This window comes from Acinetobacter sp. AHP123 (assembly GCF_023757925.1).
In the GTDB taxonomy this organism is placed as follows: Bacteria; Pseudomonadota; Gammaproteobacteria; order Pseudomonadales; family Moraxellaceae; genus Acinetobacter; species Acinetobacter oleivorans.
This window is the reverse complement of the sequence record NZ_CP092454.1, coordinates 3,485,028-3,511,771: the sequence shown is the minus strand read 5'-3', so window position 1 is coordinate 3,511,771 and position 26,744 is coordinate 3,485,028. Positions and strand designations below refer to the sequence as shown.

Annotated in this window: 25 protein-coding genes; 18 read left to right on the top strand and 7 right to left on the bottom strand. The window is 38.8% G+C overall.

Translation table 11 applies throughout. The features are described 5' to 3' along the window. Positions 1-71: 71 nt before the first annotated feature. The 4 genes from MJX77_RS16695 to MJX77_RS16680 all read left to right on the top strand — a co-directional run bounded on the left by MJX77_RS16695 (position 72) and on the right by MJX77_RS16680 (position 5,550). Positions 72-890 carry a hypothetical protein gene (locus tag MJX77_RS16695; RefSeq protein WP_252059733.1) on the top strand — a complete coding sequence of 273 codons (819 nt, stop codon included), beginning with the start codon at positions 72-74 and terminating at the stop codon, positions 888-890. A gap of 135 nt (positions 891-1,025) precedes the next feature. After that, a complete protein-coding gene (locus tag MJX77_RS16690; protein WP_252059731.1) occupies positions 1,026-2,321 on the top strand; it encodes an acyl-CoA dehydrogenase family protein in 1,296 nt (431 codons plus the stop codon). Between the two features lie 177 nt (positions 2,322-2,498). Continuing rightward, positions 2,499-3,890 (top strand): LLM class flavin-dependent oxidoreductase, encoded by a 1,392-nt coding sequence (locus MJX77_RS16685; protein ID WP_252059729.1) that lies wholly within the window; start codon positions 2,499-2,501, stop codon positions 3,888-3,890. 193 nt (positions 3,891-4,083) lie between these two features. Further along, entirely contained in the window at positions 4,084-5,550 is a 1,467-nt protein-coding gene (locus tag MJX77_RS16680; protein ID WP_057085541.1) for an MFS transporter, read from the top strand. Positions 5,551-5,611: 61 nt separating this feature from the next. Here MJX77_RS16680 and MJX77_RS16675 read toward each other — a convergent pair whose 3' ends face one another. Further along, positions 5,612-6,796 carry a hypothetical protein gene (locus tag MJX77_RS16675; protein ID WP_252059728.1) on the bottom strand — a complete coding sequence of 395 codons (1,185 nt, stop codon included), beginning with the start codon at positions 6,794-6,796 and terminating at the stop codon, positions 5,612-5,614. A 441-nt stretch (positions 6,797-7,237) separates the two neighbouring features. On the opposite strand from MJX77_RS16675, the gene tauA reads away from it, so the two are divergent. The 4 genes from tauA to tauD are packed head-to-tail and all read left to right on the top strand — an operon-like array spanning position 7,238 to position 10,838. After that, positions 7,238-8,278 (top strand): taurine ABC transporter substrate-binding protein, encoded by a 1,041-nt coding sequence (gene tauA, locus MJX77_RS16670; RefSeq protein ID WP_252059726.1) that lies wholly within the window; start codon positions 7,238-7,240, stop codon positions 8,276-8,278. 9 nt (positions 8,279-8,287) lie between these two features. Beyond that, the gene (locus MJX77_RS16665) at positions 8,288-9,082 is read left to right on the top strand and encodes a taurine ABC transporter ATP-binding protein (RefSeq protein ID WP_086497183.1); all 795 of its coding nucleotides are present in this window, start codon (positions 8,288-8,290) and stop codon (positions 9,080-9,082) included. Continuing rightward, positions 9,079-9,948 (top strand): taurine ABC transporter permease TauC, encoded by an 870-nt coding sequence (tauC, locus tag MJX77_RS16660; protein WP_252059724.1) that lies wholly within the window; start codon positions 9,079-9,081, stop codon positions 9,946-9,948. Before MJX77_RS16665 ends, tauC begins: the two co-directional genes overlap by 4 nt. An 8-nt stretch (positions 9,949-9,956) precedes the next feature. Continuing rightward, entirely contained in the window at positions 9,957-10,838 is an 882-nt protein-coding gene (tauD, locus tag MJX77_RS16655; protein WP_252059723.1) for a taurine dioxygenase, read from the top strand. Positions 10,839-10,907: 69 nt separating this feature from the next. Here the strand turns inward: tauD and MJX77_RS16650 are convergent, their stop codons facing one another. Further along, positions 10,908-11,642 (bottom strand): aspartate/glutamate racemase family protein, encoded by a 735-nt coding sequence (locus MJX77_RS16650; RefSeq protein ID WP_252059722.1) that lies wholly within the window; start codon positions 11,640-11,642, stop codon positions 10,908-10,910. After that, entirely contained in the window at positions 11,639-13,108 is a 1,470-nt protein-coding gene (locus MJX77_RS16645; RefSeq protein ID WP_252059721.1) for an NCS1 family nucleobase:cation symporter-1, read from the bottom strand. Before MJX77_RS16645 ends, MJX77_RS16650 begins: the two co-directional genes overlap by 4 nt. A gap of 396 nt (positions 13,109-13,504) precedes the next feature. On the opposite strand from MJX77_RS16645, the gene MJX77_RS16640 reads away from it, so the two are divergent. Next, positions 13,505-14,245, top strand: coding sequence for a GntR family transcriptional regulator (locus tag MJX77_RS16640; RefSeq protein ID WP_252059720.1), 741 nt, complete (start codon positions 13,505-13,507; stop codon positions 14,243-14,245). Positions 14,246-14,294: 49 nt separating this feature from the next. Here MJX77_RS16640 and MJX77_RS16635 read toward each other — a convergent pair whose 3' ends face one another. Beyond that, the gene (locus MJX77_RS16635; protein WP_252059719.1) at positions 14,295-15,185 is read right to left on the bottom strand and encodes a LysR family transcriptional regulator; all 891 of its coding nucleotides are present in this window, start codon (positions 15,183-15,185) and stop codon (positions 14,295-14,297) included. A gap of 197 nt (positions 15,186-15,382) precedes the next feature. Between MJX77_RS16635 and MJX77_RS16630 the strand changes: the two genes are divergently transcribed. From MJX77_RS16630 to MJX77_RS16620, 3 genes are all read left to right on the top strand, one after another. Next, positions 15,383-16,069 (top strand): hydrolase, encoded by a 687-nt coding sequence (locus MJX77_RS16630; protein ID WP_003651277.1) that lies wholly within the window; start codon positions 15,383-15,385, stop codon positions 16,067-16,069. Between the two features lie 109 nt (positions 16,070-16,178). Beyond that, on the top strand, positions 16,179-18,053 hold the full coding sequence (locus tag MJX77_RS16625; protein WP_252059718.1) for an amidohydrolase: 1,875 nt from the start codon (positions 16,179-16,181) through the stop codon (positions 18,051-18,053). Between the two features lie 57 nt (positions 18,054-18,110). Further along, positions 18,111-18,272: a DUF1427 family protein gene (locus MJX77_RS16620; RefSeq protein ID WP_000784879.1), complete on the top strand. Its 162-nt coding sequence runs from the start codon at positions 18,111-18,113 to the stop codon at positions 18,270-18,272. 68 nt (positions 18,273-18,340) lie between these two features. Here the strand turns inward: MJX77_RS16620 and arsC are convergent, their stop codons facing one another. Further along, positions 18,341-18,769 (bottom strand): arsenate reductase (glutaredoxin), encoded by a 429-nt coding sequence (gene arsC, locus MJX77_RS16615; protein ID WP_252059717.1) that lies wholly within the window; start codon positions 18,767-18,769, stop codon positions 18,341-18,343. An 84-nt stretch (positions 18,770-18,853) separates the two neighbouring features. Here arsC and MJX77_RS16610 point away from each other — a divergent pair, with 84 nt between their 5' ends. From MJX77_RS16610 to arsB, 3 genes are read left to right on the top strand one after another with little or no spacing between them, the layout of a single operon-like run. Further along, positions 18,854-19,183, top strand: coding sequence for a metalloregulator ArsR/SmtB family transcription factor (locus tag MJX77_RS16610; RefSeq protein WP_252059716.1), 330 nt, complete (start codon positions 18,854-18,856; stop codon positions 19,181-19,183). A gap of 4 nt (positions 19,184-19,187) precedes the next feature. After that, the gene (locus MJX77_RS16605; RefSeq protein WP_252059715.1) at positions 19,188-19,661 is read left to right on the top strand and encodes an arsenate reductase ArsC; all 474 of its coding nucleotides are present in this window, start codon (positions 19,188-19,190) and stop codon (positions 19,659-19,661) included. A gap of 10 nt (positions 19,662-19,671) precedes the next feature. Continuing rightward, complete coding sequence (arsB, locus tag MJX77_RS16600; RefSeq protein ID WP_252059714.1) at positions 19,672-20,706, top strand: ACR3 family arsenite efflux transporter; 1,035 nt, start codon at positions 19,672-19,674, stop codon at positions 20,704-20,706. A gap of 82 nt (positions 20,707-20,788) precedes the next feature. Here the strand turns inward: arsB and MJX77_RS16595 are convergent, their stop codons facing one another. After that, positions 20,789-21,691: a LysR family transcriptional regulator gene (locus tag MJX77_RS16595; RefSeq protein ID WP_252059713.1), complete on the bottom strand. Its 903-nt coding sequence runs from the start codon at positions 21,689-21,691 to the stop codon at positions 20,789-20,791. A 101-nt stretch (positions 21,692-21,792) separates the two neighbouring features. On the opposite strand from MJX77_RS16595, the gene MJX77_RS16590 reads away from it, so the two are divergent. The 3 genes from MJX77_RS16590 (at position 21,793) to ahpF (ending at position 24,617) form a co-directional block, all read left to right on the top strand. Beyond that, positions 21,793-22,353, top strand: a complete 561-nt coding sequence (locus MJX77_RS16590) for a chromate transporter (protein WP_013198158.1) — start codon at positions 21,793-21,795, stop codon at positions 22,351-22,353. Beyond that, positions 22,353-22,874 carry a chromate transporter gene (locus tag MJX77_RS16585; protein WP_004792909.1) on the top strand — a complete coding sequence of 174 codons (522 nt, stop codon included), beginning with the start codon at positions 22,353-22,355 and terminating at the stop codon, positions 22,872-22,874. The genes MJX77_RS16590 and MJX77_RS16585 overlap by 1 nt, the downstream gene beginning before the upstream one ends. Before the next feature lie 177 nt (positions 22,875-23,051). Continuing rightward, positions 23,052-24,617, top strand: a complete 1,566-nt coding sequence (gene ahpF, locus MJX77_RS16580; RefSeq protein WP_252059712.1) for an alkyl hydroperoxide reductase subunit F — start codon at positions 23,052-23,054, stop codon at positions 24,615-24,617. Between the two features lie 52 nt (positions 24,618-24,669). Here ahpF and MJX77_RS16575 read toward each other — a convergent pair whose 3' ends face one another. Then, positions 24,670-26,676: an esterase/lipase family protein gene (locus tag MJX77_RS16575; protein ID WP_252059711.1), complete on the bottom strand. Its 2,007-nt coding sequence runs from the start codon at positions 26,674-26,676 to the stop codon at positions 24,670-24,672. Positions 26,677-26,744 lie beyond the last annotated feature (68 nt).

Sequence of the window (26,744 nt, the reverse complement as noted above, 5' to 3'; positions counted from 1 at the left end):
CTGGTTGTTACGTAGGTTATTAAAGACCTGATTTAAGTGTAGCTCTTCTAAAATAGCTTGGATGTTAAAAAATGTTTATTACTTCTCAACTCAATGTCCTGCATAAAATTATTAAAAATCAGCCTATTCCTGTATCTATATTGGCTCAGTTAGAGCAGACTTACGTTAATTTTGAAGCTACTTTATTAAGAGCGAAAGTACTCAGAGACTTTTCTAAATCTGAAACTGTATATTTAATCCAATCTCATATTGAGCCACAGCAAAGTAATGTTGCCTATCTATTTTCACCATTTATTTTTGCTAACTTAAACAAGGCAGCTATTTATACAACGCCTGCAACTGCGCCTGTGCTTTCTATTCTTAATAAATATTATCAAGCTGAGAAGAAAGTACTCTTTAAAGTAGATGACGTTTTAGAAAGTCTAAAAATTTATATAGATTTGGAACTTGCAGAGCTTAATGAAGTTGAGTTTATTTATTTAAGCTTAATCAAGGCACTGTGCCGAAGTGATCTCTCAACAGTTTTTTTAATTACGAGTTTAGACGTAGATGTCGAGCATTTAAAAGCACTGGAGCAATTTTTAAAGATCAAAATTTATTGGATTAAAACCACAAAAGATGATGACTTAAAAAACCTCAATGGCTTAGAAATGCGGAAATTATTATTCAAAAATAAAGATGAAACTTATGTAAAATTATGCGCGAAGTTTGCTCAAATGAACGCAGCGCTGGTTGGTTTATGCGACACCTTTACTGCTGGTCAAATGACACATTTAATTGATGATATGTTCTATTCAGAGCATATTTTCGAAAAATTATCTGTCTATTCAGAATATATACAAACACTTCTGCAAAGCCAGCAGAGCATTAGACAAAAAGAGCTATCCTAGGACTTGATAGATGAGCTTTTTATCTTTGTGCTTGGGGGGCTTATATAAAGAATGAATACAGTTATAAAAAAATAATCGTTTTCATGTGAAATAAATATTTTATGGTAAAAGCAAAGCAATATTGGTTTTATTTACATGACAAATCTAAATTTTGAGCACCATCTCGGTTCACTAACGCATGCAGCACTTAGTCAGGCCTCAATTATTTCTCGCGTGTGGGGTGAAGGACCATCAGAACGGTATGATGAGTTGGCAAAAAATTTCAGACCGACTTTTGCCCGTATTAAAGAAGGGGCTTTAATCCGTGAGCAACAGCATATTTTGCCGTATGAACAACTTCAGTGGCTCAAAGATGTTGGTTTTACGCGCTTAAGACTTCCCAAAGCTCATGGTGGCTTTGATGCAACCATTCCTGAATTATTTGCATTACTCATTGAACTTGCAGAAGCTGACTCAAACTTACCGCAAGCTTTACGTGTGCACTTTGGTTTCACTGAAGATGTCTTAGTAAGTAAAGACAAAGCGTTTCAACAGCGTTGGCTTAGCCGAATTGCAAATGGGGAAACAGTCGGTAGTGCATGGTCTGAAGGCGGGAAAGAGTCAATTGATCAGTTCGAAACACATTTATATCGAGACAGTGACGGAAAAATTCGCGTTAAGGGTAAAAAATATTACACCACAGGGAGTCTATATGCAGACTGGGTGGATGTTGGTGTAACTGACTTAAAGGGTGAATCTGGCTCGGTCGTTGTCCGCCGAGAAGATGAAGGTGTAGAAATTGTTGATGACTGGAATGGCTTTGGTCAGCAACTCACCGCAAGCGGTACAGCATATTTCCATGACGTATTGGTCGATGAAAATGAAATTTTACCTGATGATGACCGCTTTAAATATTCAGCGGCTTACTATCAACTGGTTCAACTGGCAATCATTACAGGTCTAGGGCGTGCTGCAACCTATGATGTTTCTCAAGCTGTTGCTAAACGTACCCGAAACTACACTCATGCAAATGCGCAATTTGTAAAACAGGATCCACAAATTTTACAAGTCGTAGGACAAATTCGTGGTGCGGCTTACAGTGCAGGGGCGATTGTTGAAAAAGTCGCGCAAAGCTTACAGCGTGCTTACTTGGCTGCATTTCAAAACAATGAGCAGCTCGAAGAAGAGCAAAATGCACTTGCTGAGCTTGAAAGTGCACAATCTCAAACGGTTATTACCGATTTGATTTTAAATGCTTCTACGATTTTATTTGACGCTTTAGGTGCTTCCGCAACAGACAAAGATTTAGGTCTAGATCGATACTGGCGTAATGTAAGAACTTTATCTTCACATAATCCGAGAGTATTTAAAAATCGGATTGTCGGTGATTTTAGTGTAAACGGCACATTACCTCCGTATCAATGGCGAATAGGGAATGTTGATAAACAATAAATTGTAGTTTTAGATATTAAGCTGCTATTTTAGCGGCTTAATATTATTTATGTTTTTTTTTAATAAATTATAAAAACCTATTAGAATAAAATCATATTTTGTTTGGGGTTTATATTATAAAGAAAACATAAAAATTGCTTTAGTATAAAAATTAAATAAAATGCTGGCTGATATTTTATGACTAAGAAAATTAGTTTTAATGCTTTTGAAATGAATTGTATTGCCCACCAATCTCCTGGATTATGGCGACATCCTCAAGATCGATCTGTTGAATATAAAGATTTAGAATATTGGACAGATTTAGCACAAATTCTTGAGCGTGGTTTTTTTGACGGTATTTTTATTGCAGATGTGCTTGGTATTTATGACGTTTATCATCAAAGTGCTGAACATGCCTTAACAGGTGCAGTACAAGTTCCAGTCAATGATCCGCTACAGATTGTGCCTGCTATGGCAGCAGTCACAAAACACTTGGGTTTTGGTGTCACGACTTCTATTTCCTTTGAACATCCTTATCCTTTTGCTAGACGTATTAGTACGCTAGACCATTTAACCAAAGGGCGAGTTGGATGGAATATCGTGACGTCTTATTTGGAAAGTGGTTCGAAAAACTTGGGCCTAAAAACTCAGGTTAATCATGACAATCGTTATGATATTGCTGATGAATACTTAGAAGTCCTTTACAAACTTTGGGAAGGTTCTTGGGAAGAAGGTTCGGTACTTCGTGATCGTGAAAGTGGTATCTTTGCTGACCATAAAAAAGTGCATCCAATTCAGCACGAGGGTAAATACTTTACTGTACCGGGTATCCATATTTGTGAACCATCACCGCAGCGAACACCAGTACTTTACCAAGCAGGCGCATCTTCACGCGGGCAGAAGTTTGCAAGTCAAAATGCCGAGTGCGTATTCATAGCAGCGCCGTCTAAAATTGCCACTAAAAAAGTGGTACAAGGCATTCGCCAAAAATTGGCTCAAGAAGGTCGCGACCCATACTCTGTCAAAATTTATGCACTTTTGTCGATTGTCACTGATGAAACCGATGCAAAAGCACAGGCTAAGTTTAAAGAATATCAAAGCTATGGAAGTTACGATGGCGCTTTAACATTGCTATCTGGCTGGTCGGGTGTCGATTTTTCACAATATCAACCGACAGACAAAGTTGAATATATTCAAACCAACGCGATTCAATCTTTATTAGATTCTTATGTAAATGCAGATCCAGAGCGTGTTTGGACCATTGAAGAAATTGCAAACTGGAACAGCTTAGGCGGTAATGGACCTGTGTTAGTGGGTTCGGCAGAAACTATTTCGGATGCTTTACAGCAATGGGTTGAAGATACCGATGTCGATGGTTTCAACCTTGCCTATATTTTGGCTCATCAAACCTTTGCCGATGTGGTTGAGTTTATTGTGCCAGAGTTGCAAAAACGAGGGGTATATCAAACCTCATATGCACAAGGAACATTAAGAGAAAAATTATTTGGTGCTGGGCCATATTTGCCTGAAAATCACCGCGGTGCAAAATATCGTAATCTAAAAGAGTTAAAACTTGCTGAGGCGAGTTAATATTTTAGAAAACCTTTAAATAAATAGCTGGTTAAATACCAGCTTTTATTTTGTCTTTTATATCGGTTTTACTGCTGAGTTAATAATGAAAAGATAATTCTATAATTTAGATTAAAAAATCAGATTAATTTGTTTTTGTATTATGTGAATAATCATTATTTTGTTCCTGTTATTAAAGTTTAGGAATTATTAAGTGAGCACACAAGAACTCGATCATAACCATCGTTATGAAATTAAATCTCCCGATGATGTTTCACAATTAATTTCAAAATTTGCAGGGAAGGGTAAATCGAATAAAGTTATTTGGTTGGCACTGATTGGGGTATTTATTGATGCCTATGATTTAACAACGCTGTCCTTTGGTATTGAGCAAGTCATCTCAGAGTTTTCTTTAAGCCCTGTGATGACTGGTGTGGTGGCTTCAGCAATTGTCTGCGGAACCATTGTTGGTAACCTGATTGGTGGTTGGCTGACAGATAAAATTGGCCGTTATCGGGTCTTCATGGCGGACATGGTGCTCTTTGTCATTGCGGCAATTGTCGCAGGCTTTGCACCGAATGTATGGGTTTTGATTTTAGCCCGATTTATTATGGGGATTAGTGTTGGTATTGATTTGCCTGTGGCAATGTCATACTTATCTGAGTTTTCCAAGTTTAATGGAAGTAGCAACAAGGCAGCGCGTTTAGCCGCATGGTGCCCAATGTGGTATGCCGCTTCTTCGGTATGTTTTGGTCTAGTTCTGGCGCTTTATTTTCTTTTACCCCCTGAGCATAGCAACTGGTTATGGCGAGCATCTTTAATTTTTGGAGCAGTGCCAGCGTTACTCATCATTTTTATTCGCGGTAAATATTTAACTGAGTCACCCATTTGGCTTGCAAACCAAGGTGATTTAAAAGGTGCAGCTAAAGTTCTACAAGAATCCTATGCAATTAATGCAGTTGCTACAGTTGAAAAAGTAGAAAGAACTGCTGAAAAGAAAAAGCGCGAGGGGTTTGCAGTTTTATTTAATAAAACCTATTTGCCAAGAACGATTGTGGCAATTGTGATTCACATTTCAGTGGCGTTTCAGTACACCACCATTGCCTTCTTTTTACCTTCTATTTTAACGCGTTTCTTTCATACCGATGTCTTGACGACCATTACTACAACACTCGGACTCAATTTGCTGTTTGCATTTACGGGCGGGCTGTTAGGCGTATTTGTTGCTAGCAGATTTAAATCTCGTCATGTGTTGCTTACAGGCTTTTTACTCCAGTTTATAGCTCTTATTGCCTTAGCATTAATTGGTGAACCCGGTAATAGCTTTTTACTCTACACCGCAATTGGCATGCTAGGTTTATGGCTTTTTGCCGAAGGCTTTGGGCCTGGGGCACAAATGATGGTTTATCCAACCATGGCTTATCCAGCTTCGATTCGTGGCGTTGGGGTCGGCTTTAACCGTGCAGTAACGGGTGTTGCTCAAGCAATTGCTTTGTTTGTTTTACCGATCTGGATGGCGGGATATAAAACTGATGTTTACCTGATTATTTCTATCTTTGCATTTATTCCTTTAATTGTGATTGGACTACTGATTAAGTTTGAGCCTACCGCCCAAGATGTCGATGTTATCGATGAGGATAAAACAGAACTTCCTCTCAATAATTCACCAGTAATCGATTAGAGTAAAACTAGATATCTAGATAAAAACAAAGGCCAACATCTGTTGGCCTTTGTTTTTGGAGTTAGAAGTAATAAGCAAAAATTACAAATGCTTTTTTATTCCATTTATCATTGCTTCCTCCAGCCGCAAGGCCTTCACTATCTCCTAGATATGGATCGTGTTTACCCACTAGCAACTCGGCTTGTACTGTCAATTTTTGATAGTTAAAGGCAATGCCGGGAATAAAACGAGTGGAGTCTTTAAAGCCATCTTGCTCTTTTCGATAAGCACTATAGTTTAGGTAGGGGCGAACAGAGGTAATTGGGCCAAACTGCTGAGGAAATAAATAGCTCAGTTCGGCTGAGTAAATCTGACCTTTGGTTGCCGAGTTAAATGAATAATCGAAACCGCCCAAAGTCAGATGATCTTTATATTCAGTGTCGGCATTATCAATGTCTTGATAACCAGCCAAAAGCTGTAAATTCCATTGGTTATAATTGGTATTGCTAAAAACTGAATAGACTTGGCGATCGCCATCTTGCCCTGAACGTTTATTTTCAATAGTGGAATACCATGCAGAGGCACCCAGTTGGGTAGAGAAATTTTCTTGGCCTAAGACATTTTTAAAGGTATGAGCGCCGCGAACAACAATGGAGTTCTTTTCTTTAGTATTGGTACCTTGTGGTACAGAGTCATCCGCATTGACAGGGTTGATACTAAATCGACTCGAGTCTTTGCTTTTACCTCTATAGGTGCCACCATCGGTAGGATAAAAGGCGAGTTGTGCTTCATTGATTCCATCATTGAAATCATATTTCACCCCAAGGTTATGTACATCTTCCCAACCTGCACTATTGGCAATGCCTAAATAATAAGTATTTCCCCAAAAGCGACCTAAGCCAAAAGGAACTGGGTTTAAGCCCGCAATAATTTTACTGTTATCATTAATTTTATAACCCAACCATGCATCAGTAAGCCAATTGGCATCGCCTAAACGCCCGTAATATTCATAAACCCGATAATCTAGGCGGCCTATCCATTTCGGGGAGTTGTAATCTAGCCATAATACCGCGTCATTAAAGGAAAATTTACTGGTAGTGGGATCAGAGTCAAAATCATAAACATATTTAGCTCGAACAGTACCACTTACTTTAAGTTGACCTTCTTCAGCATTACCAAAGGTGAGAGCCGCATGACTTGAAAGGCTAAATGTAATTAAAGACGCTGTAATTAATGTTTTTTTCAAAATTTGATAATGTTTAAACAAAAGAATTTTTCTCCTATTAAAAATAAAAATTAAATTTGCGTCATGTATAAACCAGAAAAAGATTTGTCCAAATCTTAATATTTGCAGAAGTTTTAAGATAAAAAGATAATAAAATCTGAACTTTATATAAAAGAATGAAAATTAATTAGATGCAAAACTCTGGATGCGATAAGCAAAAAATAAAAATGACGAAATGAGTAGGATAAAATAATTAGAGTAGGTATGTCAGGTTTTTCTCATCATGTGTTTTTTGAATATCCTTTTTAATTATTGATATATAAGTATTTTAATTTTATGGCTAATCTGTAAGTTTGGTTGATATTTGCTTTTTACCAAAAGATAAAAACTTATATGAAAAAGTTATTTATCAAAAATAGATAAGCAACTCATATTTTTTTATTTTTCATTATAAAGCCAGCTGCATACCATGAGCTTATATTATTGAAAGATCATGAAATTATGAGCACAAAGACCAAACCGTTGATTATCACGGCAATTGTGGTTGTAGCAATTGTTGCATTTATCGTATGGCAAAATAAGAAAGACAATAATACAAGTGCTTCAGTTAGTGACACCAAACCTGTCGTGATTGCCTATCAAACAGGGGTGGACCCAAGCAAAGTTGCGCAGGCCAATGGGGAATATGAAAAACATAGTCAACGTAACATTCAATGGAAAAAATTTGATGCGGGTTCAGACGTTGTAAACGCACTTGCTTCAGGTGATGTCGTACTTGGCAATATTGGCTCAAGTCCACTTGCTGCTGCGGCAAGCCGTGATTTACCGATAGAAGTCTTCTTAATTACATCAAAACTTGGTGGATCTGAAGCACTCGTAGTAAGTAATAAATCAGGCATTAAAACGCCTCAAGATTTAATTGGCAAAACCATTGCTGTACCGTTTGTTTCAACCACGCATTACAGCCTTTTGTCTGCACTTAAACATTGGAACATTCCAGAAGACAAAGTAAAAATTATTAACTTGCGTCCACCTGAAATTTCAGCTGCTTGGGAACGTGGTGATATTGATGCAGCATATGTGTGGGAACCTGCTTTAAGTAAAGCCAAAGCATCTGGTACGGTTTTAACCGACTCAAAACAAGTGGGTGAATGGGGCGCTCCAACTTATGACTTATGGGTTGTGCGTAAAGATTTTGCAGAAAAAAATCCTGATTTCTTAAAAGCTTTTGTTAAAACTACGCTTGAGCAGCTTGAAAAATATAATCAAGATCCAGCCGCTTACGTTAAAGATGCCAATAACGTGCAAAAAATTGCGCAGCTTACAGGTTCTGATCCAAAAGATATCCCGCTTTTATTAAGTGGAAATATTTACCTAGACCACGCTCAGCAAAAACAAACTTTAGATGGTGAATTTGCACAAAATATTTTTGATACAGCGAAGTTCTTAAAAGGTCAGGGCAAAGTCGATCAACTTAAAGCCGATTATAAAGGCAATGTGAATTCTTCATTTTTGCAGCCTTAAGGAGTTGTCATGAGTGTACTAGAAGCCAAACATATTCATCTGACTTTTCCTAAACAGCAAAAGCCAGTTTTACAAGACATTAACCTAACGATTGAAGAAGGTTCTTTAACCGTGATTTTAGGCGAGTCAGGTTGTGGCAAAACAACTTTGCTTAATATCTTGGCAGGCTTTCAAAAGCCGAGTTCAGGTGATGTGCTTGTAAATCACGAAGTGGTAAATGGACCAGATGTAACCCGCGCTGTCGTGTTTCAGGATCATGCACTCCTTCCTTGGTTGAATGTTGCAGATAATGTTGGCTTCGCTTTGCAGTTAAAAGGTTTAAAGCGCGCAGATATCGAAGCTCAAGTGAACGCAATTTTAAAAATTGTGGGTTTAAGTCACGTTGAAAAAGCCAATATTTGGGAACTTTCCGGTGGTATGAAACAACGTGTTGGTATTGCCAGAGCTTTGATCAGCCACGCGCCGTTTATTTTATTGGATGAACCTTTTGCGGCATTAGATGCTTTTACGCGTGAAAACATGCAGCAGTTAGTGCTCGATTTATGGATTCAACAAAATAAAAGCTTCTTTTTAATTACTCATGACATTGAAGAAGCATTATTACTTAGCAATCAGTTAGTTCTGATGACAGCGCATCCAGGCAAAATTGTAGAAACTCTACATCTCGATTTTGCTAATCGATATCGTCAGGGCGAGTCTATTCGCTCAATTAAATCAGACCCTCAATTTATTCAGCTCAGAGAACAGCTATTTGAAAGCTTAAGAGCACAAAAGCAAAGCGGTAAGGAGGCGTTAACCACATGAGTACTAAAGATAACGTCTATGAGTATGACAAAGCAGGGCTAAAACTTAAGCCAGATGTCCAAACAGAAAATGCTTCATTTCTATCGTTATTTTTTGAAAAGCATCGTACTTTGGCAGTTAGCATAATTAGTGTGGGAAGTGTGGTTGCACTCTGGTTCCTCATTACTGCTTTGCATGTCGTACCTGAACTGTTTTTACCGAGCCCACAGGCAGTTTGGCAAAAATTTATATCGGTCAGCCAAGAAGGCTTTATGAAGGCTACTTTGTGGCAACACTTGGCCGCTAGTATCTCGCGTGTGTTCTTAGCCTTGATTGCTGCCGTGGTGATTGGTGTACCAATGGGTTTATGGATGGGCCTGAACAAATGGGTTCGTGCTGTTCTAGATCCTTTGGTTGAATTATTACGTCCAATTCCACCATTAGCTTATTTACCGTTACTTGTTATTTGGTTCGGTATTGGTGAAACCACAAAAGTACTTTTGATTTTCTTCTCGATTTTGGCGCCTGTCATCATTAGTAGTGCGCATGGTGTGTTAAGCCATCAACTTAATCGTGAGCGTGCGGCATTGTCGCTAGGGGCAAGTCAGTCACAAGTCTTTTGGCATGTCATTTTACCAACGGCTTTACCTCATATTATTACCGGTATTCGTATTGGTCTTGGGGTGGGCTGGTCAACCTTAGTTGCAGCAGAGTTGGTTGCAGCGGACCGTGGTATTGGTTTTATGGTGCAATCGGCAGCGCAGTTCTTAATTACCGATACGGTGATTCTAGGCATTATTGTGATTGCGATTGTCGCAGTTAGTTTTGAGCTGTTTTTACGTTGGTTACAAAAACAGTTTTCTCCTTGGTATGGTCAGCAGTTGTAGTAAAGAAGATGAATACAGTAGTAGCAAACTTAAATATTGAAGTGATCAAGCCTACCATTGGCGCAATTATTCACGATATTGATTTGAATGCGTTAAATGAACAGACAACGCAACAAATCCAGCAGGCTTTGCTTGATCATCAGGTTATTTTTTTTCGAAAGCAACAATTAGCGCCGCAAGCACAAGCAGACTTGGCACGCAGTTTTGGTAGCTTACATGTGCACCCGATTTATCCTTCAATTGAAGATGTACCTGAAGTGATGGTGCTCGATAGCTGGAAACAAGATTTGCGTGACAATGAACTTTGGCACACAGATGTGACTTTTAGTAAAAATCCACCTTTAGGCTGTGTGTTGCAAGCCATTAAAATTCCACCTGTAGGCGGAGATACATTATGGTCGAGTAACACAGCAGCTTTTAAAGGGCTTCCGCTTGAGCTACAGCAAAAATTGCGTGGCTTAATTGCAACACACGATATTCGTAAGTCTTTTCCACTTGAGCGTTTTGCTCATAACGAAGAAGAACGTGAAAAGCTTTTGCAAACATTTAAGCGTAATCCACCAGTGGTTCACCCAGTGGTGCGTACCCATCCAGTTACAGGTGAGCCTTTGTTGTTTGTAAGCGAGGGTTTTACCACTCGAATTAATGAGTTACCTGAACAAGAAAGTGAGCAATTACTTAATTTCTTGTTTGAACATGCGACCCAAGAGCAATTTCATTTGCGTTGGAAGTGGCAAGATGGTGATATCGCGATTTGGGATAACCGTTGTACGCAACATAAAGCATTATTTGATTATGGCGATGCTCATCGCATCATGCACCGTGCAACCATTAACGGTGATGTGCCATTTTATAAAAATGAACAACAGCCAGAGTTAGCTGAAGTTTAATTCTTTGGTTTTCAGCCGTTTCAATTCCAACGCAGCGTTTTGAGTTGGAATTGAAACAGTAATTTATTTCTAATGTGCTCCAAATCCTGACAATATGCCTGTGTAACTCTTTACAGGAGGTGAGGCCCAATCACCAACTTTGCTGGTTTTTAAATTTAACTGGACTAACATTTCAGCTTGTTTAACTGCTGCTGCAACGCCATCAATAACAATCACGCCCAACTCGTTTTGTAGCTTTTGGCACAAATCACTCATACCTGCACAGCCCAAAACAATCGCATCGCTTTTATCTTCTACTAGTGCTTTTTTGCACTCATCTCGTATGGTTCGATAAGCATCTGAGTCAGGAAGCTCTAACTCTTCAACTGCAATGTCACAAGCTCGAACATTTTTGCAAAATGGTGTAGCCCCATAGCGATGAGCCAGATGCCAACTCATATTCACTGTGCGTTGTAAGGTTGTGACCACACTAAAACCAGTACTTACATAACTTGCAGTTCGCATAGCTGCTTCGGCAATCCCAATCACAGGTGCTGAAGTGATTTCACGGGCAGCGTAAAGCGCAGGGTCCCCAAAACAGGCAATAACATAAGCATTTACACCAAGAAATTCACCTTGGCGAATTTCCTCCAGCACACCTACTGCACTTAGGGCTTCATCATAATAACTTTCAATCGTTGCAGGACCCATTTGAGGACTCACTGCAATAATTTGAGTACCAGAACCTGCGACTATCTTTGCTGATGCAGCAATTTTATCTGTCATGCTTTGGGTGGTATTAGGATTAATAATTTTAATTTTCATTGTACTTTTACCTTAGTCATTGCCGATTTAGCATGAGTAAGCGGTTGGTTAAGAAATCGGTAAATGACAAAACCGAATCCCATCCCAATAAACCATGTGAAATTAGCAAGAGCAGATAATTGTGGTAACAGCACACATAGAATAGGAATTAATGAAGCTGGAATTAAGGCATAAAAGGCAGAGTGGTTATAACCATTTTTGTACCAATATAAACCATTGCTATCTAAGGTATATAAATCATCTACTACGATTTTTTGTTTTTTAACGAGGTAAAAATCGGCGAGCAATACACCAAAAAGTGGGCCGATAAATGCACCTAAAATATCAATGGTGTAATGGATCACTTGAGGGTTATTAAACAAATTCCATGGTGTAATGAAAATCGAACCAACTGCTGCAATCATTCCACCCATGCGCCAGCTAATTTTGCTCGGTGAAACGTTGGAAAAATCAAAGGCAGGTGAAACAAAGTTAGCGACAATATTAATCCCGATGGTGGCAATCATTAAGGTTAAACTGCCTAAAATCACCACAAAGGTGTTATCAAGTTTGCCAACCATCTCGACAGGGTCTGTAATGAGCTTGCCGTAGACTGGAAGTGTTGCTGCAATACACACCACAGTAAGTAAAGAAAAGCCTAAGAAATTAATTGGTAGTCCAAGAAAGTTACCCATTTTAATGGCATTAAAACTTTTGCCATAACGAGAGAAGTCACCAAAGTTCAGCATCGGCCCTGAAAAATATGAAACAACAAGCGCAATAGCCCCAATCATAACTGGCACAACCGCAAAACCGTCGTATTGAACACCACTCAAGTTTAAATCAATATTTTGCCAGCCAGCTTTCCAGATCAGCCATACTGCCATCGCAAACATTACAACGTAGACAGCTGGACCTGCCCAGTCAATAAACTTACGAATACTGTCCATGCCAGACCAAAAAACAATCGCTTGAAGTAGCCAAAGCAGCATGAAGCCAACCCAACCTAGATAGGAAAGTCCAAGAAAGCCATAAGTTGAAACATCGGCATACACCGACCATTCTGGAAAGAACTTTAAAATGACTAATAAGAAAGCACTTGAGGCTAAATAGGTTTGAATGCCATACCATGCGACAGCAATAATCCCACGAATAACAGCAGGAATATTTGCACCAAGCACACCGAAGGTTGCGCGGCAAATAACCGGATAGGGCGTACCCGTTTGTTGGCTAGACTTGGCAATGAGGTTTGTAAAAAACTGAACTATGGCAATGCCGATGAGTAAAGAGAGAAGTACCTGCCAGCTATTGAGCCCGAGTGCAAAAAGGCTCCCAGCCATAACATAACCGCCGACACTATGAACATCAGACATCCAGAAAGCAAAAATATTATAAGCGCCCCATGTTTGCTTTTTTAAAGGAGCTAAATCTTGATTTGTCAGTTTTGCATCATAAGAAGGTTTAATTATTGCTTCGGTATTATTCATCTTGAACACTCACTTCCTTAAGATGGAGGCACTTTCAGCAGCATTGTTTTTCTGTCTAAAAGAATGAAATTAAAATTGTGTACAATGTGATATTTAAATTGTGCACAATTTTAATTGAGCAAAAGTTATGCCAAATTTAGGAAGTAGCGTTTATGAGTCATTAAAACTGGTATGGATTTTGGATATGAAGAGACAAATTTAGAAAATGAGAAGTGCTTAATTTTTTATAAAAAGTAAGTAAATTAAGGTGTATAAGTGGATATTTAGATGTCTAATATTGGATTGTTTAGCTCAACATAAGTGGTTTGGGAATGAGAGCAATATTCCAAAACGCTTAAGTTAAACTTACACTATTCAAAATAGATAAAGTTCTAAAAAAGGGGGGCATCAATAAAAATGGAGAAATCAATGCCATCGAATGCACCAAAAAAAGCCGTAGAAATGAGCAATGATGAAATTGATGACCATATATATAACGCTATTGTAGATGCTATTTTAAATCGACAACTTGCCCCTGGCGCACGTTTAGTTGAAGCACCTTTGTGTGAAGCATTCGGTGTAACGCGAGGAGTGTTAAGACGTGTTTTTGTCAAACTTGCACATGATAAGGTTATCGAAATTCAGCCCAATCGTGGAGCACTCATTGCAAAACATAGTGTTCATGAAACAAAAGAGGTCTTTGAAGCACGCAGCATGCTTGAAATCGCCACTGTAAAAAAGCTAGCTCAAAAGTCACATAGCCTAGATTTTAGTGAGCTTCGAGGTTTAGTCGATCAAGAGTCTCATGAGCGTTTAGCTGGAAATTGGGCCGAGTGGATTAAGCTATCAGGGCAATTTCATTTAAAGCTGATTGAAGCAAATCAAAATACGATTATGACCAGTTATTTGCAGACGCTTATTGCAAGGACTTCGTTATTAATTGGGTTATATGAAATTCCCAAACATAATAATTGTTCGGCAGATGAACATCGTGCAATTTTAAATGCCATTGAGCAAGGCGATGAAAAACGAGCCACTCAATTGATGGAAGAGCATTTAGAACACTACGCGACGACATTTGTTGAAGAAGACAGCACAGCAACAGCAGAGCAAAATTTATTAAATTTATTTAAAAATAAGAAGATTGAAACCATTTAAACTAACTGAAAAATAATGGGCCATTTCCTATGGAAAAGGCCCAGATTGGTTATTTTATAGGAATGATTTGATGCGTTAAAAAATCAATAAATAGTTTTACTTTCTTCGACAAAATCTTACGGTTTGGCCATGTCACATATAAATGAAGTGGCTGACTGGTGTAGTCCTCCAAACATTTTTGTAATTTACCTTCTTTGTAGTAAGGTTCCGCAATAAACTCTGGAAGAAAGACGATACCGTGATCTTTCAAGCACATATCTAATAATAATTCACCATTATTACAGGTCATCACAGGGAAGCAATTAAAGGAGACTTCTTTTTGATCTTTTTGGAAAATCAGTTTTTTATGTCGGCTATCTTGATAATAAATTAAAAACTTATGATCTTTAAGTTCTTCTAATGAGTCTGGTAATCCATGCTGATTAAAATACTCAGGTGTTGCATATAAATATCGTTGGTAGGTATTTAATATTTTACTATTTGCCAAATTTGGAGGGGAGCCATCTACGCGAATGGTTAAATCAAATTTATTATTATTCATGTCTAGTAGTTGATCAGTCATGAATAAATCAATTTTGATGCTGGGATATTTCTCAATAAAGTCTGAAATGATATTTTGAAGAAAAATATTGCTAAAAGACATTGGCGTATTGAGCTTGAGTTCGCCTTCTGGGTACTGCTGATTATAGCTAATTTCGTAGGCAGCCCATTCAAACTCACTTAAAATGACTTTGCTATGCTGATAAAACTTTTCTCCACAAGAGGTGAGGTTCATCTGTCTTGTGGTTCGGGTTAACAGTGTAGTTTTTAGGTCATTTTCGAGGTAGCAAACACGTTTGGCCACTAAATCACGTGAGATGTCGAGTGCTCTGGCTGCGCTACTAAAATTCCCATGTTCTACGACACTTACAAAAGTGGAAATACAGTCTAATCGATCCATGGTTAAGCAAAAGTTAAAAAAATATATATCAATGATTAAACTATAAAAATTAAAAAGCAATCATTGATTTTATTGTATTCGTACAGCATACAGATTCGTGCTGATTTGCTGTCTATGCTTTTACATTTTTATCTGTTTTGATAATGACCAGTAAGCAATTTTAATGCATTACTCATAAGGAATAATGGAGTTTACCCATGAATAAGTCACTTTTAGAACAACTTTCACCAACAAATTGTCAGGTTATTTTTATTGATCATCAGCCACAAATGGCTTTTGGGGTACAATCAATAGATCGCCAAGTATTAAAGAATAATACTGTAGGCTTAGCAAAAGCAGCTAAAACATTCAATATTCCTGTCACCATTACTACGGTCGAAACTGAAAGCTTCTCTGGTCATACCTATCCAGAACTTTTAGATGTATTTCCAGATGCTCCATTACTAGAACGTACTTCAATGAATTCATGGGATGACCAAAAAGTACGTGATTCACTTGCAAAAAATAATCGTAAGAAAGTGATTGTTTCAGGCTTATGGACTGAAGTGTGCAATAACACCTTTGCTTTTGGTGCCATGCTTGAAGGCGATTATGAAATTTATATGGTTGCCGATGCTTCTGGTGGTACATCGAAAGAGGCACATGACTATTCTATGCAACGTATGATTCAAGCAGGTGTTGTTCCGGTAACTTGGCAACAAGTATTACTTGAATGGCAACGTGATTGGGCACATCGTGATACGTATGATGCAGTTATGGCAATTGTACGCGAGCATTCTGGTGCTTACGGTATGGGTGTGGACTATGCCTATACGATGGTACATAAGGCGCCTGAACGTACAACATCAAAACACGAAGTACTTGCACCAGTTCCTGCAAAATAAAACAGTACTGATTTAGGTAAAGGCATGTCTAGTATTCAATATTTAAGTGATATTAATACAGATATGCCTTTATTTTTTAGAACGATAATTCACAAGAATGGAGTTCAGAATGACCGAAATAAACCTCATACTCATAAACGGTAAAATCACAACACTAGATCCTCAGAATCCCGAAGTACAAGCAATTGCGATTGCAGACGGTAAAGTCGTACGTACGGGTACAAATGATGAGGTTATGAAGCTCGCAACACCTACAGGCAAAGTCGTAGACTTAAATGGTCGTCGCGTTATACCGGGTCTAAATGACAGTCATCTGCATATTATTCGTGGTGGCTTAAATTACAATATGGAACTGCGCTGGGAAGGTGTGCCATCTGTTGCCGATGCATTACGCTTACTTAAAGAGCAAGCAGATAATACGCCAGCTCCGCAATGGGTTCGTGTAGTAGGTGGTTGGACTGAGTTCCAGTTTGCCGAAAAGCGGTTACCGACTTTAGAAGAAATTAATAAAGCTGCACCAGATACTCCCGTATTTGTTTTACATTTATACGCCAGTGCCTTGTTGAACCGAGCTGCGCTTGATGTATTAGGCTTTAATAAAGACACGCCAGACCCACCGGGTGGCAAGATTGTAAGAGATGAAAAAGGTGAACCAACAGGTCTCTTGCTCGCAACGCCATCCGCTATGATTTTATATTCGACCTTAGGTAAAGCACCAAAATTGCCAGTTGAAGATCAAGTCAATTCAACTCGCCATTTCATGCGTGAGTTGAACCGATTAGGTATTACGTCAGCAATTGATGCGGGTGGCGGCGGTCAAAACTATCCTGAAGATTATGATGTGATTAAGCAATTGCACGATCAAAATCAGATGACAGTGCGAATTGCTTACAACTTATTTGCTCAGAAGGCAGGTCAAGAGCTTGATGATTATCGCCGCTGGACAGAAATGACATTTCCGGGCGATGGTGATGAACTATTTAGAATGAATGGAGCAGGTGAGAACCTGACGTGGTCAGCGGGTGACTTTGAAGATTTCTATGAGCCACGTCCGGATTTACCAGAAAAAATGGAAGGCGAACTCGAAGCCATTGTAGAACACTTGGCTGAAAAGAAATGGCCATTCCGTATTCATGCAACCTATGATGAAAGTATTAATCGTTTGCTCAATGTCTTTGAGAAAGTAAATTCAAAACAGCCGTTTGCAACTCGATTTATTATTGACCATGCCGAAACGGTATCTGAGCGTAATATCGAACGTATTGGTGCGTTGGGTGGTGGTATTGCCATTCAACACCGTATGGCATATCAAGGTGAGATTTTCGTAAAACGCTATGGTGCCGAAGCTGCTCAGGCAACGCCACCAGTTAAGAAAATGTTAGAACTTGGTGTTCCTGTGGGGGCTGGGACAGATGCGACTCGTGTTGCCTCTTATAACCCTTGGGTGTGTTTGTATTGGCTAAGTACTGGTAAAACAGTCGGTGGTTTACCACTCTATGATGAAAAAAATCTGTTAGACCGTCAGACAGCACTTAAACTCTGGACTAAAGGTTCGGCTTGGTTCTCAGGTGAAAAAGATGTCAAAGGTTCACTCACAGCAGGGGAACTTGCTGACTTGGTCGTATTGTCCGATGACTACTTCAAAGTGGAAGCAGAAGATATCCAGTGGATTGAGTCTGTACTCACTGTTTTAGGCGGAAAAGTGGTATATGCAGGTGCAGAGTTTAAGCAAGACGATCCACCGTTACCGCCAGCATCTCCAACATGGTCGCCAGTAAAACGCTTTGGTGGTCAGTGGCGTTTATCCGAAAATCGTAATGCACCTTCGAATCAATCATTACAGTCACAAAGTGCATTGTGTGAATGTGCTAGCAGTTGTGGCATGCATGGGCATAGTCACTCTTGGATGCTTGATGTTCCTGTAAATGATAAAGATAAAAAGTCTTTCTGGGGTGCACTCGGGTGTTCTTGTTTTGCATTTTAAATAAAACAGTTTGGGAACCTGCCTCGTTAAATGGTTTGCTTCCCTAAGGTATGTACGATGAAAATGTACTTGTTATCTTTGGCTGTAGGGTTGCTCGTTGGTGTCTTATATTACGTTTTAAATGTTAAGTCACCAGCTCCACCTCTTGTTGCATTAGTCGGTTTATTAGGCATGGTAATAGGAGAGCAACTCCTTCCTTTTATCAAATCCTATTTTTAATCCGTTTCATTCAAAAAAGCTAAATGGTGTCGTGCCATTTAGCTTTTTATATTAATAAGTATCTTCAATTATTTTATACGACGACCTTGCTCATCAATGATTACTTCACCATCTTCTTTTGCAAAATAGCCTAAGTTTTTTGAATCTAAAATGTCCAGTACAATCTCAGAAGGGCGGCAAAGTCGTGTGCCTTTTGATGTAACCACAAATGGGCGATTAATTAAAATTGGGTACTGAACCATAAAATCAATTAACTGCTCATCGGTCCAATCGGCTTGTTCCAACTCTAAATCTTTATATGGATCAACATTTTTACGAATGGCTTCTCGTACAGTTAAGTTTGAATCTTTAATGAGTTGGATTAGCTCATCTTTACTTGGTGGTTTTTGCAAATATTCAATAACGATAGGTTCAAGTCCTGCACAACGAATAAGCGCCAAAGTATTGCGCGAGGTTCCGCAAGCAGGGTTATGGTAAATCTTCACTAGCTCAGTCATGGGAAATTCAGGGTCGAATTAAGATATTGCATTTATATATGGATATCCGTATATTTGCAATAACGAATATATTCTGTTGAAGATATGATCAATCAAGTCGATTTCTTTAAATGTCTATCTGATCAAACTCGGTTAAACATTCTTAAATTAGTTCTAAACAAACAAAATATTTGTGTCTGTGAGCTAACTGAACAACTGGATTTGAGTCAACCTAAAATTTCCAGACACTTAGCCTTATTAAGAACTCATGGCATTTTACTTGATGCACGACAGGGGCAATGGGTGTATTACAGCGTCAATCCAGATTTACCAAGTTGGGCCGTTGAAGTTTTGAAAATTATAGGAAACCAAGATGAAAGTTTAGTGAATCAATCATCTTCACAGTTTTCGTCAATTTCTACTTATTGTGAGTAAAAACATGAAATTTTTATTTTTATGCACTGGAAACAGTTGCCGTAGCATTTTGTCAGAAGTTTTATTTAACAGTCGTGCACCAAAAGGTTGGAAAGCTTACAGCGCTGGGAGTAAACCATCAGGGCAGGTGCATCCACTCACGCTCGAAACGCTTGAAAATTTAGGTCTTTCAACAGAAGGCTTATGGAGTAAAAATATTGATGATTGTGAACAATATCAGCCAGATGTTGTGATTACAGTTTGTGATGCTGCTGCTCAAGAAGCATGTCCACTTTATTTAGGTGGCGCAATCAAAGCACATTGGGGACTGAGTGACCCATCACATCTTGATTTGCCAAAAGAAGAAAAACTCAAAGCTTTTCAAGATACAGTGAATCATATTAATCGTCGTTTAGATGCCTTGTTTGCTTTAGATGTGGCACATTTAAATCGGTCACATTTGATTGCTGAGATTAATAAAATCTCTAATATTGAGTAAGAGAGCCGAGATGACTAAGCAAAAGCTTTCTTTTTTAGACCGGAACCTAACGCTATGGATTTTTATTGCCATGGGTTTAGGTGTGGCAATAGGTGTTTTTTTCCCTCAGGCCTCGGTTTCTTTGAATCAGATGAGTGTGGATAACGTTAATATTCCAATCGCAATCGGCTTAATTTTAATGATGTATCCGCCTTTAGCAAAGGTAGATTATGCTGCGTTACCAGAAGTATTTAAAGATAAGAAAACCTTAACTTTATCGTTGGTACAGAACTGGATTATTGCTCCAGTTTTAATGTTTATCCTTGCGATTATTTTCTTACATAGCTATCCAGAGTATATGACTGGCCTTATTTTAATTGGCTTAGCACGTTGTATTGCCATGGTATTAGTCTGGAATGGCTTGGCTTGTGGCGATAACCAATATGTTGCAGCGTTGGTTGCTTTTAACAGTATTTTCCAAATTTTGTTTTTTAGTACTTATGCATGGTTATTCTTGACCTTTTTGCCGCCGTATTTTGGTGTGGCAGGGCAAGTCATTGATGTCAATTTCTGGACTATTACACATGCGGTTTTGGTGTACTTAGGTATTCCATTCTTAATGGGGTTCTTGACGCGTTTGATTTTAGTTAAATCAAAAGGGTTAGATTGGTATCAAACCACATTTTTACCAAAGATCAGTCCAATCAGTCTTATTGCTTTACTTTTTACCATTGTGGCGATGTTTAGTCTAAAAGGTGGTGATGTGGTGAGCTTACCTTTAGATGTATTACGTATTGCAATTCCACTCACGATTTACTTTGTGGTCATGTTCTTTATTAGCTTTTTTATGAGTAAACGTATGGGGAATAATTACCCGCGTACAGCGGCAATTTCATTTACCGCGGCAGGTAATAACTTTGAGTTGGCTTTAGCTGTTGCGATTGCAACTTTTGGTTTAGCGTCACCTGTGGCATTTACTACAGTAATAGGACCATTGGTTGAAGTACCTGTGCTGATTTCATTGGTTTCAGTTTCGCTTTGGTTAAAGAAAAAGTATTACGCTTAAGAGATATAACAAAATTTATTTGATCAAAGTTTTATTAAAGTGCCTTTAGACAGGCACTTTTTTATTGTCTCGTTATTCACATTCAAGTCATCTTTGGCAAAAGTTTTTGCAATAGTTCAATAAAGTTTGAAACTTTCGCTGAATTTTCATTTTCACGTGTAATCAAGTAAATAGGCGCATTCATTTTTATAGAGTCATCAAACTCGCGATATACAATTTCATGTTCCCAAAAGTTATGCATTGAGGCTGGCACAATCGTTATACCAATTCCAGCAGCGACTAAATTTAATGTTGCAGTAGGGCGAGGTGCTTCCTGAATAATGCGTGGACTAAAGCCTGCTTGATAACAGCTATATAAAATATTGTCATATAAACCTTGTCCTGAAGAACGACGGTATAAAACAAAATTTTCATCTGATAAGTCATTTGAGCTAATTTTTTCTTTTTGTGTAAGTGGGTGGCCCATAGGTAATGCCACTACCATTGGCTCATCTAATATATGAAGATGCTTTAGCCCAATATCACGGCTAATCGGTGCTCTTAAAAAAGCGATATCAAGTTTCTCTGAGATTAATCGATCTAATTGTTTTTGGCTGCCTGCTTCTTCAAGTTTGGTTAGCACCTTTGGATATATTTCTCGATATGACCGCAATACGAGTGAAATGAGCGGATGCAAACCTGCGGAACTTGTAAAACCAATATTGAGTTGTCCAGTTTTACCTTGGCTAACATCTTGGACTAATTTTGGAATATGTTTGGCATGTTCTAATAAAAGTTGTGCTTCTTTAAATAAGGCTAAACCCGCTTCAGTCGGTTCAATGCCACGAGGCTGGCGAATAAGTAATTGTGTACCGAGTTCTTCTTCAAGCTTTTTGAGTAAACGCGTCAAAGGCGGCTGTTGAATAAATAATCGGTTTGCTGCGTGAGTAATATTTCTTTCTTCGACGACCACTACAAAGGCGTGGAGCTTATGCAAATCGAGCATAGGAATACCTTTAGGGTATGGTTAATGAAAATAAAAGCATTTGTAGATATATCATAAAAGTAGCATTCTATCTTGGTCAGATAAAGTGAAAAGTAACGAAAATGAACCATGTTGAGATTGCTGTGCAGAAGGAGACCGTACCGACCTGCACAGAACTGTTTTTAGGTTTTTTAACATTAGGTTTAATCGGATTTGGTGGCGTATTGCCTTTAGCGCGTAAAGTCGTTGTAGAGCAACGACAGTGGCTAAGTCCTGAAAAATTCACTGAGTTACTGGGTCTGTGTCAATTTTTACCGGGCGGCAATATCATTAATTTATCTGTTGCGATTGGCATGGAGTTTCGCGGTGTACGTGGCGCGGTGAGTTCACTGATTGGGTTGATCCTTGCGCCTACGATAATTGTTGTACTTTTACATTATGTCTATGAGCAGTTCCAAGACAACCTTATGGTTAAGCATCTTTTTGAAGGACTGGGAGCAGCAGCAGCTGGGCTTCTGGTTGCAACTGGTTTGAAAATGTTGAAACCATTGTTACGTAACCCAATAGCGATGTGTGTTGTTGTGGCAGCAATTGTTAGCATTGCTTTTCTAAAAATCTCCTTGCTTTTGACTATGCTGATTTTGTTGGCACTTTATTCAACTATTATTTGGAGACGTGTGTAATGGGCGCAGTTCTACTTACTTTAGCCATCATTTTTACTCAATTGTCTCTTATTGCATTTGGTGGCGGCAATACAATTTTGCCTGAAATGCAACGCCAAGTGGTTGATATTCATCATTGGATGACGGCACAAGAATTTAGTGCGTTGTTTGCCATGGCTCAAGCTGCACCTGGACCAAATATGATGATTGTACCGTTGGTAGGATGGCATGTAGCAGGATTGTCAGGTCTACTGGTAACGTCTACTGCTAAATTTTTACCTTCATCAATTATTACTGTGTTTGTAATGAGAGGTTGGTCAAAATTTAAAGATAAGAAATGGCGCCGTGTTTTACAGCTTGCTTTACAACCTGTCACTGTGGGAACTGTGCTTGCCAGTGCGTGGATTATTTCTGAGGCAGCGGCAATAAATACTTTACTTGTCATTATGGTCGTCATCGCAACTTTATTATCTTTAATTAAAAAGGTTCATCCCTTACATGTCTTGATTGCTGGGGCGTTATTTGGTGTGGTCTTACTCTAGTTTAACCAGTTTGCCGACCTGCGCTGGATGAGTTCAGGTTGGCTTTTTTTGATTTAAGTAAATAATAAAATCTAAAAAACCGATTAAATCTATAAAAACATACTGTTTCACCTATTTTGTGTTTTAACGTACTATGCATCTATTGAAAGAATTTGGATGCATTGGAGTAAAAAACAGATGTTAGATCAAAACATTAAAACTCAATTAAAAGCTTACTTAGAACGTTTAGAAAGTCCAATCGAATTAGTTGCTGCTTTAGATGAATCAGATAAAGCTGCTCAAATTAAAGAGTTAGTGACAGAAATCGCTGAGCTTTCTGACAAAGTCACTGCCCGTTTTGATGGCAACAATACACGTCGTCCAAGCTTTGGTGTGGCTAAAGCAGGTGAACAACCTCGTGTGTTCTTTGCAGGCTTACCAATGGGCCATGAGTTTACATCTTTGATCTTGGCTCTGTTACAAGTGTCTGGCTATGCACCTAAAGTGTCAAATGAAGTGCTTAACCAGATTAAAGGTTTAAACCTCAAAGCCAACTTTGATGTGTTTGTATCACTCAGCTGTCATAACTGTCCGGATGTGGTACAGGCGCTTAACCTGATCGCGATTTATAACCCGAACACAACAGCAACCATGATTGATGGTTCATTCTTCCAAGACGAAGTTGAACAACGCAAAATCATGGCTGTACCAATGGTGTTCCAAGACAATGAGCACATTGGCCAAGGTCGTATGACCCTTGAAGAGATTGTGGCAAAACTCGACACCAACTCAGCTGAAAAAGATGCAGCAGCACTCAATGCCAAAGATGCTTTTGATGTATTGGTGATTGGTGGTGGACCTGCGGGTGCAACAGCAGCCATCTATGCTGCACGTAAAGGTATTAACACAGGTATCGTAGCTGAACGCTTCGGTGGTCAGGTGATGGATACCATGGACATTGAAAACTTCACGTCTGTGCAAAAGACTCAAGGTCCTAAGTTTGCTGCCGAGATGGAATCACACGTTCGTGAATATGATGTGGATATCATGAACCTGCAACGTGTTAGCAAAATCACCGGTGCAAACCAAACGATCAATGGCTTGGTTGAAGTTGAACTTGAAAACGGTGCGAAACTTGAATCAAAAACAGTGATCCTTTCAACAGGAGCGCGTTGGAGAGAAATGAATGTACCGGGTGAGCAAGAATACCGTACCCGTGGTGTTGCGTACTGCCCACACTGTGATGGTCCATTATTCAAAGGCAAACGTGTCGCGGTGATTGGTGGTGGTAACTCAGGTGTTGAAGCTGCAATTGACCTTGCAGGGATCGTGGAGCATGTGACTCTGGTTGAGTTCGATACTAAACTTCGTGCAGACCAAGTTTTGCAAAACAAACTGCATAGCTTGCCGAACACCACTGTAATTATGAATGCCTTAAGTACAGAAGTGTTAGGTGACGGCTCACAAGTGACTGGTCTTAAATATAAAGACCGTGCGACTGATGAAGAGCATGTGGTAGAACTTGCAGGGATCTTTGTACAGATTGGTTTATTACCAAATACTGACTTCTTAAAAGACAGTGAAGTTGAGTTAACCAACCGTGGAGAGATCATTGTGAATGACCGCAATGAGACCAATGTCAAAGGTGTATTTGCTGCGGGCGACTGTACAACTGTGCCTTACAAGCAAATCATTATTGCCACAGGTGAAGGTGCTAAAGCATCACTCTCTGCATTTGATTACATCATCCGTTCTGGGCAGTAATATTTAGCCTAAAACGAAAGAGCCAAAGGCTAACCTTTGGCTCTTTTTGTGTTTATGGTTTATACAAACCATGTTCAACTAAGTGTTCTCGTAAAATACGACGTAGCTCTAGTACAGCTTGAGGTGTTAACTGAATAGAGTGTCCACCTGGAAGGACTTTCTCAGACTTTGCACCGTCTAAGTGAGCACTCTTATAAGGAACAATACCATCAGTAATCACATTGGGATCATCGCTCTTGGTAATGTTACCCATAATTGAGTGGAAGACTAATCCTTGATGTGGATTAATATTTTCGGTAAGTTCCATAAATTTAGATTGATGGCTTAAGTCACTTGGTCCATTTTGAATTAGACCATTATCAATATTATTCAAGAAATCTTTAACATCTAGGTTTTCAGTGGTGAGCGAAGTTGCTACAGCCGATAAAAAAGCACCCGGCAAACGAATAACTTTACGAGCAGCTAAGGTAAACCATCGATCTGCATAATCTGTACCTCTGTGAGGCGATGCCAAGAAAATTGCACGATCAAAGTTTCCAATTGAATGCATTTGCAATCGTTCAGTTACCATAGGGTGTTTTTTGAAACGGTTCTGTTGACGTACAGTCATCAGTTTTAAGGCAGGTTTGGTAATATCACCATCACTGACCAGTAAACGGCTAATAATACCGCCCATACTATGACCTACAAGCACAGCATCATGTGCAGCAGGGTCATTTGGGTTTAACGAACCAAATGCTTGCTTAAGCAGAGCGTAAATCTGGAAGCGACTTTCCAAAATTGGCATGTTGGTCGAATAGAAAACTTGCCAAACCTGATAGTTATCTCTTAAAACAGTATCACCCATCACATCGTTGGTGAGTGCAATCCATGCCTCGGGGCTACTTGCCAAACCATGCACCAGTACAATAATTTTTTTGTTTGGATTATAAGGTTCGAGCATATATAAATGTGGCATGGTTAAATGCTGATCACGATCAATCAGACTTAAATAAGCTGCCACACCTAAGTTATTTTCGGCTAGCCATAGACCATAAGGGGCAGAGAAGTTGGCTGCTAGAGGATATTGCTTACCAGCGACATTAATATTATCGGTGCGATAAGGGTCGTAAACGCGAATCACGAATTCAGAATTATTAATAATTTCTTCAACAGTGGTCGCATGTTTTGGTTCAGCGACAATCGTTGCAGCCAAATAACGTGCATGATGAATATTGGGGTTAACGCCATTTTTATAATTGTATTTAAGCGGGTCTAGAATATATTCATTAATATCTTCTTTTCCTGAACTAGGAAAAACCGCTACAAATTCAGAGCCAAAACCATCGCGGCGGTTAATGGTTCTTAACCCTGAAAAATTTAAATTATAACTAGAAATTAACTTTTCTAATTTTTGTCCAGCAAGTTGTTGGTGAAATTCAAAATCAATCGAATAGACACTTTTACCAATATGTATTTGAGGTTCTACGACATCTTTTTTTGGATAGCGTAAATCATAAACACTTACCATTTTTGCTATGGCTTGATTGTAAAAGTCCCGAATCTGAACTTGTCTATTATCAAAAATACGGTCGGTAGGCTTACGTTTTGTTGAAAACAGATAGGCATAGCTATAACGAATACTTTTATCGAGTAAATTTAATTGCTGATCTAAGCAATCATCATATTTATTCTGAATATTGGTTTGTTCTTCTTCGGACTTATGTTTAGTAAATCTACTAATTTTACAATCCGAGGAATCTGACAGGGCCATTGCTTTTGCCAGATACATTTCACTTGCAGCTGATAAAAACTGTTCATCTAAAATTTGAGGAAGTTTTTTGAGTTGATTTACACAGTTATCAGGTGTGTCAGTGCAGACTTTAGCTTCCTGACCAGACATTGATAAAACATTCAGACTTGCTTCGCTGAGTTTATCTTGCGTAAGAATACTATTACGTTCATTTGCAATAGTCACATTCAAAGCTTGCTGTTTAACATTAACGACCTGACAACCACTCAGAATTGAACCGAGTAGGATGACCGTCAATACTGTTTTGCTTCTTTTTATTGAAAACATTATGGTCAAAATTTAGTGGCTCAATGGTAGGTAGATCATACAAATTTTAAAATATTTTTCAAATGATC

What these genes read in the sequence shown, in the direction of transcription:
- MJX77_RS16695 (WP_252059733.1), top strand. Translation starts at nt 72, where the DNA reads ATGTTTATTACTTCTCAACTCAATGTCCTGCATAAAATTATTAAAAAT.
- MJX77_RS16690 (WP_252059731.1), top strand. Translation starts at nt 1,026, where the DNA reads ATGACAAATCTAAATTTTGAGCACCATCTCGGTTCACTAACGCATGCA.
- MJX77_RS16685 (WP_252059729.1), top strand. Translation starts at nt 2,499, where the DNA reads ATGACTAAGAAAATTAGTTTTAATGCTTTTGAAATGAATTGTATTGCC.
- MJX77_RS16665 (WP_086497183.1), top strand. Translation starts at nt 8,288, where the DNA reads ATGAGTGTACTAGAAGCCAAACATATTCATCTGACTTTTCCTAAACAG.
- tauC (WP_252059724.1), top strand. Translation starts at nt 9,079, where the DNA reads ATGAGTACTAAAGATAACGTCTATGAGTATGACAAAGCAGGGCTAAAA.
- tauD (WP_252059723.1), top strand. Translation starts at nt 9,957, where the DNA reads ATGAATACAGTAGTAGCAAACTTAAATATTGAAGTGATCAAGCCTACC.
- MJX77_RS16650 (WP_252059722.1), bottom strand. Translation starts at nt 11,642, where the DNA reads ATGAAAATTAAAATTATTAATCCTAATACCACCCAAAGCATGACAGAT.
- MJX77_RS16645 (WP_252059721.1), bottom strand. Translation starts at nt 13,108, where the DNA reads ATGAATAATACCGAAGCAATAATTAAACCTTCTTATGATGCAAAACTG.
- MJX77_RS16640 (WP_252059720.1), top strand. Translation starts at nt 13,505, where the DNA reads ATGGAGAAATCAATGCCATCGAATGCACCAAAAAAAGCCGTAGAAATG.
- MJX77_RS16635 (WP_252059719.1), bottom strand. Translation starts at nt 15,185, where the DNA reads ATGGATCGATTAGACTGTATTTCCACTTTTGTAAGTGTCGTAGAACAT.
- MJX77_RS16630 (WP_003651277.1), top strand. Translation starts at nt 15,383, where the DNA reads ATGAATAAGTCACTTTTAGAACAACTTTCACCAACAAATTGTCAGGTT.
- MJX77_RS16625 (WP_252059718.1), top strand. Translation starts at nt 16,179, where the DNA reads ATGACCGAAATAAACCTCATACTCATAAACGGTAAAATCACAACACTA.
- MJX77_RS16620 (WP_000784879.1), top strand. Translation starts at nt 18,111, where the DNA reads ATGAAAATGTACTTGTTATCTTTGGCTGTAGGGTTGCTCGTTGGTGTC.
- arsC (WP_252059717.1), bottom strand. Translation starts at nt 18,769, where the DNA reads ATGACTGAGCTAGTGAAGATTTACCATAACCCTGCTTGCGGAACCTCG.
- MJX77_RS16610 (WP_252059716.1), top strand. Translation starts at nt 18,854, where the DNA reads ATGATCAATCAAGTCGATTTCTTTAAATGTCTATCTGATCAAACTCGG.
- MJX77_RS16605 (WP_252059715.1), top strand. Translation starts at nt 19,188, where the DNA reads ATGAAATTTTTATTTTTATGCACTGGAAACAGTTGCCGTAGCATTTTG.
- arsB (WP_252059714.1), top strand. Translation starts at nt 19,672, where the DNA reads ATGACTAAGCAAAAGCTTTCTTTTTTAGACCGGAACCTAACGCTATGG.
- MJX77_RS16595 (WP_252059713.1), bottom strand. Translation starts at nt 21,691, where the DNA reads ATGCTCGATTTGCATAAGCTCCACGCCTTTGTAGTGGTCGTCGAAGAA.
- MJX77_RS16590 (WP_013198158.1), top strand. Translation starts at nt 21,793, where the DNA reads ATGAACCATGTTGAGATTGCTGTGCAGAAGGAGACCGTACCGACCTGC.
- MJX77_RS16585 (WP_004792909.1), top strand. Translation starts at nt 22,353, where the DNA reads ATGGGCGCAGTTCTACTTACTTTAGCCATCATTTTTACTCAATTGTCT.
- ahpF (WP_252059712.1), top strand. Translation starts at nt 23,052, where the DNA reads ATGTTAGATCAAAACATTAAAACTCAATTAAAAGCTTACTTAGAACGT.
- MJX77_RS16575 (WP_252059711.1), bottom strand. Translation starts at nt 26,676, where the DNA reads ATGTTTTCAATAAAAAGAAGCAAAACAGTATTGACGGTCATCCTACTC.